The 11878-nt window shown below is 40.2% G+C and carries 10 protein-coding genes; 8 read left to right on the top strand and 2 right to left on the bottom strand.

Annotated elements, in window-relative coordinates:
- Positions 1-208 precede the first annotated feature (208 nt).
- The gene (locus tag BV375_RS17105; protein ID WP_086762516.1) at positions 209-1342 is read left to right on the top strand and encodes an ATP-binding protein; all 1134 of its coding nucleotides are present in this window, start codon (positions 209-211) and stop codon (positions 1340-1342) included.
- A gap of 155 nt (positions 1343-1497) precedes the next feature.
- Here the strand turns inward: BV375_RS17105 and BV375_RS17100 are convergent, their stop codons facing one another.
- On the bottom strand, positions 1498-2943 hold the full coding sequence (locus BV375_RS17100; RefSeq protein ID WP_086762514.1) for an ATP-binding protein: 1446 nt from the start codon (positions 2941-2943) through the stop codon (positions 1498-1500).
- 446 nt (positions 2944-3389) lie between these two features.
- On the opposite strand from BV375_RS17100, the gene BV375_RS17095 reads away from it, so the two are divergent.
- From BV375_RS17095 to cls, 6 genes are all read left to right on the top strand, one after another.
- Positions 3390-3920: a GNAT family N-acetyltransferase gene (locus BV375_RS17095; protein WP_086762512.1), complete on the top strand. Its 531-nt coding sequence runs from the start codon at positions 3390-3392 to the stop codon at positions 3918-3920.
- Positions 3921-4078: 158 nt separating this feature from the next.
- Positions 4079-5119, top strand: coding sequence for an agmatinase SpeB (speB, locus tag BV375_RS17090; protein WP_086762510.1), 1041 nt, complete (start codon positions 4079-4081; stop codon positions 5117-5119).
- Between the two features lie 45 nt (positions 5120-5164).
- On the top strand, positions 5165-5335 hold the full coding sequence (locus BV375_RS36925; protein ID WP_166507464.1) for a hypothetical protein: 171 nt from the start codon (positions 5165-5167) through the stop codon (positions 5333-5335).
- A 170-nt stretch (positions 5336-5505) separates the two neighbouring features.
- Positions 5506-6597: a glycosyltransferase family 4 protein gene (locus tag BV375_RS17085; protein ID WP_086762508.1), complete on the top strand. Its 1092-nt coding sequence runs from the start codon at positions 5506-5508 to the stop codon at positions 6595-6597.
- A 350-nt stretch (positions 6598-6947) separates the two neighbouring features.
- Positions 6948-7775 carry an endonuclease/exonuclease/phosphatase family protein gene (locus BV375_RS17080; RefSeq protein ID WP_086762506.1) on the top strand — a complete coding sequence of 276 codons (828 nt, stop codon included), beginning with the start codon at positions 6948-6950 and terminating at the stop codon, positions 7773-7775.
- Positions 7776-7795: 20 nt separating this feature from the next.
- The gene (cls, locus tag BV375_RS17075; protein WP_086762504.1) at positions 7796-9238 is read left to right on the top strand and encodes a cardiolipin synthase; all 1443 of its coding nucleotides are present in this window, start codon (positions 7796-7798) and stop codon (positions 9236-9238) included.
- Positions 9239-9431: 193 nt separating this feature from the next.
- Here cls and BV375_RS17070 read toward each other — a convergent pair whose 3' ends face one another.
- Positions 9432-9644, bottom strand: a complete 213-nt coding sequence (locus BV375_RS17070; RefSeq protein WP_086762502.1) for a hypothetical protein — start codon at positions 9642-9644, stop codon at positions 9432-9434.
- 16 nt (positions 9645-9660) lie between these two features.
- Between BV375_RS17070 and BV375_RS17065 the strand changes: the two genes are divergently transcribed.
- Positions 9661-11766 (top strand): hypothetical protein, encoded by a 2106-nt coding sequence (locus BV375_RS17065; RefSeq protein ID WP_086762500.1) that lies wholly within the window; start codon positions 9661-9663, stop codon positions 11764-11766.
- The last annotated feature ends 112 nt before the right edge of the window (positions 11767-11878 follow it).

Genomic DNA, 11878 nt, shown 5'->3' with positions numbered 1-11878 from the left:
CATAAATTTATTTTCAATAAAAGATGTTTAATGAGAATATGACAACGGGAAAATAGGACTTTTAGGATAGCACTCCTGATCGCGATCGCTGTGATAGAAAGATAAGGGGAAAAGTCAGATTTCCGATGATCTAGTAAAAGTTATTGATGCTTCTGATGAAGAGTTAAAAACAGCAACAAGTGAGTTAAAGACAGCAGAGCAACTAAGGATGCAAATAATAGCCAGTAGCATCTTATTATCAGCAGCGATCGCTATTTTGTTAGCCCTGTTTACCAGCCGTACAATTACCCGCCCTGTCCAAGAATTGACGCAGATGGCACAACGAGTGATCAAAGAATCTAACTTTGGCTTGCAAACGCCTGTCACGACAACAGATGAAATCGGAATACTTGGAACTGCTTTTAACCAAGTTTTGCAACGAGTCAAAAGCCTACTAGAAGAACAAAAGGCCGCTGCCATTCGTCAGCAACAATCGCAAGAAGCTCAATTAGTTCAAAGTGAGAAAATGTCTAGCTTAGGACGAATGGTAGCTGGCGTTGCTCACGAAATTAATAATCCAGTAAATTTTATTTATGGTAATTTAGAGCCTGCCATTCAGCACGTAGACGATTTATTAGAATTGCTGCGAATTTATCACCTAGAGGTGTCTAATCCACCTCTAGCAGTGCAAGAATATGCTTCCGAAATTGATGTGGAATTCGTAGAAGAAGATTTACCCAAAGTTTTGCAGTCTATGAAATTTGGTGCCGATCGCGTGCGGCAAATTGTCTTAAGTTTGAAAAACTTTTCGCGTCTGGATGAAGCTGAAGCTCATGCAGTTAATCTGCACGAATGTATTGATAGTACGCTACTCATTCTTAATAACCGCCTTAAAAAAGGTATTACGGTTGAGCGTACCTATGGCGATATTCCCAATATTGAAGGTTTTGCTGGTTCACTCTATCAGGTGTTTATGAATATTATCAATAATGCGCTTGATGCCTTGGAAGCAAAGCAAAATCCTCAAGATTCACTAAAAATTGCGATCGCCACTAAACGTCAAGACAACAACTGGGTAGTTATCAGAATTGCAGATAACGGTTCTGGTATTGCGCCTGAAGATCAAGCAAAAATTTTTGAAACTTTCTTTACTACTAAGCCTAGGGGTGTTGGTACTGGCATGGGTCTTTCAATCAGTCATCAGATTGTAGTCGAGAAGCATGGAGGACAACTGTCCTGTAAATCTGAGGTGGGTAGCGGTACAGAATTTATTATTTCTCTCCCCATTCGCTTACAACCTGTTGAAACATCATCCGCTTTAGCCGATTGCGAACTATCCAATGAAAAAATTAGTGTTGGATAGATGAATTTAAATTATATTACTTACCCAACAACCTTCTATGCGATCACACGAATATCAAGAGCATTAATCACAAACTCTTAAGGAATTCTACCATTATATTTGATAACCCTAAAATGGTTTTCCAGATACCTGCAATCACACATTTTGAATCAAAATTACTGTTTGGGCTGTGCAACTGGAATTGTAATAATAAATTCTGCTCCCCCTTCAGGAGAAGAAACACACTCTAACGAACCACCATGCCGCTCGGTAATAATCTGATAGCTAATCGATAAACCTAAACCAGTACCTTTCCCCACATCTTTGGTAGTAAAAAAAGGATCAAATAACTTTTGTCTAACTTGTTCGGGAATACCAGGACCATTATCTACGATCCGAATAAGTATTTGTTGAGCATTCAGTTGTTGAGTACAAATGCGAATTTCTGGCTGGTTATGCGAGAGTTTCCCTTGAATTAATGACTCTTCTAAAGCATCGATTGCATTGGACAAAATATTCATAAATACTTGATTTAGCTGGCTAGCATAGCACTCAACTAAAGGTAAATTGTCATAATCTTTAAGAACCTGAATGTCGACATGATTGCCTCTAGTTTTCAAACGATACTCTAAAATACTCAGTGTACTGTCAATACCCTGATGAATATCCACTGCTTTTAACTCGGCTTCATCTAGCCGCGAAAAGGTACGAAGAGAAACCACAATTTGCTGTATGCGTTCAGCACCGACTTCCATTGAAGAGAGTAATTTTGGCAAATCTTCGACTAAAAAATCGAATTCCATCGCTTGAATTGTCGTTTGAATTTCCAGAGCAGGATTGGGATAGTTTATGCGGTAAAGATGAAGTAGATTTAGTAGTTCTTGGATATATTTGTTAGCGTAAGTTAAATTGCCGTAGATAAAATTAACTGGATTATTGATTTCATGGGCAACTCCAGCAACTAATTGACCCAGAGAAGACATTTTCTCACTTTGGATAAGTTGAGCTTGAGTACTTTGTAATTCTTTGAGAGTTTGCTCTAGTTCTATTGCTTGCTGTTTGAGTTGAGCTTCTGCTTGTTTATGTTCTGTAATGTCGTCTCTAACTACTAGTAAATATTTAGGTTGACCTTGAGAATCAAGAATCGGAGCTTTTTTAATCTGTAAAATGCGGGTTTCGCCGCTTTTTGTCCGAATTATTTCTTCAGGAATCTCTAATAATGTTTTGCTATTAAGTGCTTCGTGATCTCGCTGGGTAAAAAAATCGGCCTCTTCTTTGGGAAATAGGTCGTAGTCGTTCTTCCCTAAAATTTCATCGGCACTGGTACCAGTTAACTTTTCCGCGGCTCGATTACATAAGACAATTCGTAGATCAGCCGCATCTTTGACAAAAACTGCTACAGGCATGGTTTGAATCACAGAATGCAGAAACTGTTGAGCAGTTTGCAGTTGTTCTTCTATCTGTTGGCGCTCATGCAGTGCAGCTTGCCGTTCGCTCTTGTGTTGCTTTAATTGAGTGGTATATTCTAGAACCGCCTGGCGTAGTTCAGCATTATCTGTTTTTAGTTGCTGAAGGCATTGACGTAAGCTGGTTAACTCTTGATTTAACTCTTCAATAGACATACTGATTCACTATTTCTTAGTTTTAGACATTGAGAAAGCTATCTATATCTCGATACAGTGAATTGATTTGTCTATTACCAGAGTAAAGTAACTTGAAAATGCAATAGCCATGCAGAGATTTTGTGTTATTATAGTTGCTCATATCTATAAATTTGCTGGCGAAGAAGTTATCGTTAGAGAATTTAGCCAAATTTACTGTCCTGAAAAGAGTCTGAGATCATTTTGCCCAAATAAATATCAAATATTAACTAGTAGTTATATCATTTCACCTTAGATTTGGCGGAACGTGGATGTTGCTGTTGCTACCGATCGCCTGGGTGGTGGGGCTGTTTATGGGTGCGATCGCCACCATATCCTTGTATGACTGCACTATTGTGACCAGCGTACTCACCCCGCGTTAATTTAATTTAATATGCAGTCAATAAAAAAGTTGCAGGGAAAGTCATATGAAAGTTGCTGCCTACATGGCAAAAAAACTAGACCCTAGTGATGCAAAAATTCTTCAGCAACTTTTTGAGCAATGTACTGACTACGCTATGATGACAGATGGGCATCCGCCTCTATCTTCTGCGGCTGCTGATGAATTTTTAGCCTTACCTGAAGGTAAAACTATAGAAGATAAATTTATATTTGGTTTGTTTACTCCAGATAACAGCCTTGTGGGAATGCTCGAAAGCATTCGGGATTATCCTGATACGAAAAGTTGGTGGATAGGGTTAATGATGTTGGCTCCAGAACACCGAGGCAAAGGATTAGGTTCTCAATTTTACCAAGCTTACGAAAGTTGGGTGGCACAGCAGGAAGCGCAATCTGTATTTTTGGCTGTTTTGGAAGAAAATCAGCCAGGATTCGCTTTCTGGAAGAAGTTGGGTTTTGAAGTGATACGTTTAGCACCACCTCAGCAATTTGGCAACAAAGTTCATCAGCGCTATGTGCTGCGGCGACAGGTAATCTCAATTCACCAACATCAGGCATGATCCTCTGTTAGTATGTCTGCGAAATAGGTAGGATGAGTGCAGTTGCTCATGTAGTTGCTATTCTCATTGCCGCGTTGAAAACCCATCTACGGAGCGTTAAGCTATTAAAGCTCAATCCGTAACATAGTTATTACTGTTGTTTTGCATAATCAGGTGTTATGACTAATCCTCTTTTAGACTACAACCCCAGCGGCGTAGGTGAAATCAATGGCAATCTCTTGGGTTTACCGTTTGATTACGAGTCTGCAAACCTGATTGTGTTTGGCGTACCTTGGGAAGTCACGGTTTCCTATGGTGCAGGAACCGCCAAAGGCCCCCAGCGGATTTTGGATGCATCCACTCAACTAGATTTGTTTGATTTCGATCATCCTGAAGGATGGAAACAGGGAATTTTTATGATGGAAATTCCCCAAGATATTTTAGAAAAAAGTGAATACTATCGCGCCTTAGCTGGCAAAATTATTGAGCGACTCGCCCAAGGTAAAGCACTAACAGATACACCAGATTTAACACCTGTACTCACAGAAATTAATCGAGCTTCGCAACAGGTGAATCAATGGCTGTTTGAGAATTGTCAGAAAGCAATCAATGATGGTAAGCGGGTTGCAGTTATAGGTGGCGATCACAGTTCACCCTTAGGTTACTTTCAAGCCTTAGCAGCTAAGTACCCCAATTACGGCATTTTACACATAGATGCCCACGCAGATTTACGGGATGCATACGAGGAATTTGAGTTTTCCCATGCGTCAATCATGTTTAATGCGATGAAAATACCGCAAATTTCCAAGTTAGTGCAGGTGGGTTTGCGTGATATTAGTCATGATGAAGTGCAAATTATTGACGAATCTCATGGTCGAATAGTCGCTTATTACGACCCAGCGATTAAACAAAAGCTCTACTCTGGCATAACTTGGATTCAATTGTGTAGAGAAATTATCAGCCAATTACCTGAATTCGTTCACATTAGCTTTGATGTCGATGGTTTAGATCCCAAACTCTGTCCGAGTACAGGTACTCCTGTTCCCGGTGGCTTGGAATTAGAACAAGCTTATTGTCTATTCCGGGAATTGGTGAACAGTGGCAGGAAAATTATTGGCTTTGATGTCTGCGAAGTTGGTGATACTGAGTGGGATGGTAATGTTGGAGCGCGAATTGTATATAAATTGGCGAATTTGATGGATTTATCTCAGCAAAAATAATGCAGGCGATCGCCTTCCTCTGGGTTAGCCACAAATTCCAAAAGGATGCGATCGCTCAAAACTACCACAGTTATGGGCGATCGCGCTCTCAAGTGGATCAATATTCATTTTGAGGTGCTTTTCTCGCTAATTCCACATAACTGTTTAGCCAGAGAAAAAAAACTGCCTTTAGATAGATGCGGTAATATTACTGAGTCTGCCACATTGGAAATGTGAAATCAACTTAACACTCACTGGAGATGAGTTTTTGGTTCGGTTCACCTAATTGGGCGCAGTTTGCGGCAAGCAAGGTGAAAGTCGATTGCAGATATGAAGGAAAAATCTTTTTCCTGTATCTGAAATTAAGTCCAAGTGACAGGACTTTTGACCGCTGAACCCTACACATTATGAAAATCGCACAAATCGCACCCCTGTGGGAACAAGTTCCGCCTGTTACCTATGGAGGAACTGAGCTAGTTGTGAGTCGTTTGACCGATGAATTGGTACGTAGAGGTCACGATGTCACGCTATTTGCTTCGGGTGATTCCCAAACTCTAGCTCGTTTAGAAGCTGGGAGTCCACGTGCATTGCGTTTGGATAAAGATATCCAAGAACCAGTAATGTACGAACTCATGCACGTTGGTAAAGTTTATCAACATGCTGGCGAATTTGATATTATTCACTCCCACGTAGGGGTTTGGTCATTGCCTTTAGCTAGTGTAGTCTCAACACCAACAGTGCATACACTGCATGGTATCTTTACTCGTGATAACAACAAAGTATTTAGGCAATACAACACGCAACCATATATCAGTATTAGTGATGCGCAACGTCTGTTAAACATTAATTACGTTGCTACAGTTTACAACGGCATCAGCGTTGAGAAGTTTCCCTTTTTTGTTGAACCTCAAGATCCACCCTATCTGGCATTTTTAGGACGTTTCTCACCAGAAAAAGGGCCACAACACGCTATTGCCATTGCCAAGCAGACAGGATGGCGCTTGAAGATGGCGGGTAAAGTAGATGTTGTAGACAAACAGTTTTTTGAACAAGAGATTGCTCCTCATATCGATGGTAAACAAATAGAGTTTTTAGGCGAAGTTAACCACGAGCAAAAAGCTGAACTTTTGGGGAATGCGGCGGTTACACTCTTTCCTATCACCTGGTGCGAACCATTTGGGTTGGTGATGGCTGAATCTATGGCGACTGGTACACCTGTCATCGCTATGAATATGGGTTCTGTATCAGAGGTAATTGCTAATGGTGAGACTGGTTATGTCTGCCAAAGTTACGAGGAAATGGCGACGATGATACCGAAAGCGTTGAAACTCGATCGCCAAAAATGCCGCGAACATGTAGAGAATAAATTTAGCGTTACCCAAATGGTTAACGGCTATGAAGCAGTCTACGAAAAAATCGTTGGCGATCGCAACTGGCGGCATTGGTTCAATTCTGCAATCAGAAATTCCTTGGAATCAATTACCTCTTTGACACGCTAGCCAGTAACTTTGCTTTAGTAAATATTGCTTGGCGTTACTTTAATTAACATCCTTACACAAAGTAAACAGTAAATAGTTTGCAATCTGCTCCCTTTACATGGGAGCTTTTTTTATGGGAAAAGAAATACGTGGCTTAATTGTTCACCAGTCCTTAGGCTGGGCAATGCTAGTCTTCTTTATATCTTGGTGGTTCAAAAATATTTTAACTATATAGGCGCGCAGCAACTTCCCCCAAGGTAGACACAAAGTTAAAGAGAATCAGCGCTAGGGTTGGGTGCCTATAGAGCGTTTTCACACCCACATCAGTAAGATTAGAGTTAAGCTAGGTAAAGTTCAGGTTGCTGTTAATAATGCTTGATATCAAAGAGCACGTAGACATTCTTGCTAGAAAATTTGTTCCATCCTATCGATTTCTTCGCACCCAAGAATCCACAATTGATCGCAACCACATACTGCAAACAGAACTGAATGGTTTATCAATCAAAGTCCTGAATTGGAACATTGCCAAGAAAAATTATGATAAAAACTGGGTAAGAGATTTTTTAACTATTCTTGAGCAATACCAACCAGACCTAATTTTTTTGCAAGAATTCCGTCTAGATGTAGAGGCAGAGAACCTAGTGGAATTGATAGATATGAGTTGGAACTTTGCACCAAACTTTATTGACGCTCATCATCAGACTTATTCGGGAATTTTAACAGCAGCTAAGATCAGCCCGCTTAATAAAAGAGCAATCATTACCAAACATTATGAACCGATTATTAAAACTCCTAAAGTTTCTCTAATGGCTGAATATCCCTTATTTAACAAGAAAGATAGTCTTTTAACTATCAATAGTCATCTAATAAATTTTGTCAATATACATAAATTTAAAACCCAATTGCAGGAGTTAGAACTAGCACTATCTACACATCAAGGCCCGATTATATTTTCAGGAGATTTTAATACTTGGAGTCGAAAAAGAGCATTTTTATTGTATAAAGCAGCTACTCGATTGAGATTAATGCCAGTAGCTTTTGCACCTCATCAGCATAATAAAATTAAGCGCTTTTTGTTATCACCACCTCTAGACTATATTTTTTACCGAGGACTTAGGGAACACAAAGCTAGTGCTAGAGTACTAGAACACATTTGCTCATCCGATCACAAGCCATTATTGGCGGAATTTTTTATATAAATACTTAATAACAAATTGAGATGTTTGTAGATAGTGGTGCCATAACTATTGTTAGTGCGGCTACGGTCGTTGTTCATACCTTGGGAATTGCTCATGCTGCCCATGCAGTGATGAATGTGCGTTCTTCTCAAGGGGCGATCGCCTGGGGAATTTCTTTAGTTACCTTTCCTTGGTTAGCTATTCCATTGTATTGGATTCTCGGCAGAACTAAATTTCATGGATATGCTGAAGCCTTGCGCTTAGTTTACTCACAACACTATCAGCTAGCTCACCAAACATACAATGAAATTGCCCAATTTCAAGTTGCACCACCAGATAAGTTAGCACGGTTACAATCACTAGCTAAAGCTTTTACAGGAATTCCCTTCACATCAGGTAATGCAGCCGAATTGCTGATTGATGGTCAAAAAACTTATGAGGCAATGTTGAAAGCGATCGCATTCGCTACAAATTACATTTTGCTGCAATCATACATCGTTAATGATGACCAAGCTGGTCAAGAATTTAAAGAAGCGTTGATTGATAAAGCAAACCAAGGAGTTAACATCTACTTTCTCTACGATGAAATCGGTTCTAACAAACTATCTCGCTCCTATATCCAGTCTTTAAGCCAACATAACATTCAAGTGAGCGCATTCCATACCACCAGAGGTAAAGGTAATCGCTTCCAACTCAACTTCCGCAACCATCGCAAAATCCTCGTAGTAGATGGTGAAATAGGATTTTTGGGAGGTCTGAATATCGGTGACGAATACTTGGGAAAAAATCCCCACCTAACTCCTTGGCGTGACACTCACATGAAGTTGCAAGGCCCGGCTGTTCAAAGTTTACAAGCTTCCTTTGTACAAGATTGGTACTGGGCAACGCGAAAAATTATTAATGTAAATTGGCAAATTAAAACTAATCGAGAAGCTAATCAAACTGCATTTGTGCTTCCTACAGGCCCCGCAGATCAGTTCAAAGCCTGTAATCTTTTCTTTGTGAATGCAATCAATGAAGCTCAAACTCGCCTGTGGATTGCTACTCCTTACTTTGTACCGGATGAAGCAACTTTAACAGCTTTGAAACTAGCAGCGATCCGCGGTGTAGACGTGCGAATTATTTTACCCAATCGCCCCGATCACTTATTTGTTTATCTCTGTTCTTTTTCCTACTATGGCGAAATGGAAGCGATCGGTATCAAGTTATATCGCTATAAACATGGATTCATGCACCAGAAAATCATTCTGATCGATGAAGATATGGCAGGGGTAGGAACAGTCAATTTAGATAATCGCTCGTTTTTTCTCAACTTTGAAGTTATGGGTTTTGTAGCTGCACCGCAATTTGTTGAAAGTGTAGAGAAAATGTTAGAGGATGATTTAGCGGTTTCTGTTGCTGTTGATTTTTCTGAATACTATAGAAAACCTCTGTGGTTCAAGTTATCTGTGAGAATTTCTCGATTACTGATGCCATTGCTGTAAAAACATATATAGTATTGCCTATAGCGTTTCTCAGTGAGGTGCAGTACGCTTTTACCCCACCCCGCAAGTCTACGGTGTACACACAAGTACTATCTGCAAGGGTTTCAGGCGTTATAGACCCCTGAAATTGTCATTACAAGCGTAGCGATAGCCTAGCGAAGTAATCGATTGCTAAAGAGCGGGAGGGCTTCGCCTACGTCGTTCCTCCTCGCTGCGGACAGGCTCCCAGAGCGATTACACAACCTAAAGCTAGGCGACGAAACAAAACCTTAGGTAGGATTTCAAGACTTGTGTGTACACCGTAGGCTTGCGGGGAGGGGAGCGTTTGCGTTAGCAAATGTGGGGTGGGGTTCCGACTGTATTGCAACCAAGCGAGAAGCGCTATATACGCAAGGCAGCTTGCCATTAGTCATTGCAACCCTATGTTAATTAATGAATTAAGAGATATTAATTTTATTATTTTTCCTGACTGGTCTAATTTAGAAACAGCGATCGCAGAAGACTTAATAAATGTTCTACGAACGCTTTTCACGCATCCAGCTAGACAAGACATAACCCTGCTAATTGACAGCCAAAGTTTATCGGATGAACTACAGGATAATGCTAATTCATTGCTTTTTGAGACAGTTCTGAAACTTAGCTTAGAGGAGGCTGTCTCTGAAGACCTGAATGTAGGGCTTACAAGCCAGTTAACCACACAAGAGTGGTCTGTGATTAAATCATTAATTAACTTTCGCATCCCAATTAACAATGAAGATAGCTACATTATCCAGCAACAAGAAATAGCACAAATTCCCATATGTGATTTGTCAGAAATTTGCCAACAAACTGTTTATGAAACTGCTCGTTTAGAATCTTGGCAAAGATGGGGTGATTATTTCGCAGATAGGGAATCACCTGAAAACGCTATCCAATATTACAGCAAGTATTTATCAATTTGTCCGCATCAGATTGACTATTATTTGAAGCTCAGCGACGTTTTGTGTAAAACTGGTCAGTTGCAAGCGGCTATTCAAACATTACAAAATGGTATTAGCAATTGCTCTCAAGCACAAGAACTTTACTTCTGGCTAATTATTCGCCTCAAGCAAAGCCACAAATATCTCGAAGCTCGTAACTTCGCGCAGCAAGCTACAGATCAGTTTCCTGAAAACTACATATTTAAGATGTTAAGCCATCTGATGCTGCCAGAAATTTATCATACTCCTCAGGAAATTGATACCTACCGGGCATGGTATCAGCATGGGTTAGAAAAACTTACTCAAGAAATTACTCTCAATAGCCCCGATGAGCAGAAAAAAGCTTTAATAGGAATCAGCCATCATACAAACTTTTTTCTTGCATATCAGGGCAAGAATGATGTGCTTCTACAGCAGCAATATGGACAACTCGTTCACCAAATTATGGCTGCAAATTATCCGCAGTGGGTTCAAGTACGTCCAATTCCTTCTATTAGCAATAATCGGCGAATTAAAATTGGCTATCTTTCCTATTTTTTGTGTGGTTGGAGTGGAACAGTTTTGTTCTTAAACTGGCTTAAATATGCAGATAATCAAAAATTTGAAATTTATTCATATCACATAGGGCATCAGTTTGATGCTGCTACCCAATTATTTCAATCTTATAGTACAAAGTTTTATCATTTGCCACATAATTTAGAACAGGTTTGTCAACAAGTTATTGATGATCGCCTTGATGTATTAATTTTTCCAGAATTAGGAATGGATGCCACAACACTGTGTATTGCTGCACTTCGGTTAGCACCGATCCAATGTATGGCTTGGGGACAACCTGTAACTTCTGGACTTCCTACCATTGACTATTTCTTATCCAGCGAACTGATGGAGCCTATAAATGGGCAAGATCACTACACCGAAAGCCTTGTACGTTTGCCTGGCGTGGGAATTTCCTATCCTGCCATTAAAGTTGACGTAGTCCGCCGCAAGCGATTATTTTTTGGATTACGAGAAGATGCTATTGTCTACATCTCCAGTCAAGCTGCCTATAAATATCTACCACAGCACGATTACATCTATGCAGAAATCGCCCGTCAAGTTCCCAATGCTCAATTTATGTTTCTGCGTTCTGGGATTTCTCAAGAACGTCTGAAACAGACATTTGCGGCTGTAGGCTTAGATAGTCTTGACTATTGTGTATTTTCTCCTGTTTTACCCCGTGAGGAATACTTTGACTTGCTTTCTTTGGCAGACATTTATTTAGATACATTAGACTGGGCGGGTGGGAATACAACACTGGATGCGATCGCCACTCACTTACCAATTGTCACTTGTCCTGGTGAGTTCATGCGAGGGCGTCACTCCTATGGTTTCTTGCAAGCTATCGGTGTTACAGAGACAATTGCAGATGATGCTTGGCAATACATTAAGATTGCAGTTCGATTAGCGGTAGATCTTGATTGGCGATACTCAATTCGTGAAGCTCTAAAACTTTCAATCAACGTTCTGTTTGATAATCCCACTGCTACCCAAAACTTAGAAGCATTTCTCAAGCAGGCGATCGCTGAATGACTTTGTAATATTTATTGCGATCTATCCCTCTGGCGATGAGCGCGGATGTGAAATCTCTTATCTTATAAGCTCATAGTCTATGTTTGTCATCCTCTATACTCTTCAGAGCCAA

It is taken from the genome of Nostoc sp. 106C (genome assembly GCF_002154725.1).
In the GTDB taxonomy this organism is placed as follows: Bacteria; Cyanobacteriota; Cyanobacteriia; order Cyanobacteriales; family Nostocaceae; genus Aulosira.
The sequence above is the reverse complement of the archived record's forward strand: the minus strand, read 5'-3'. Positions and strand labels throughout refer to the sequence as shown.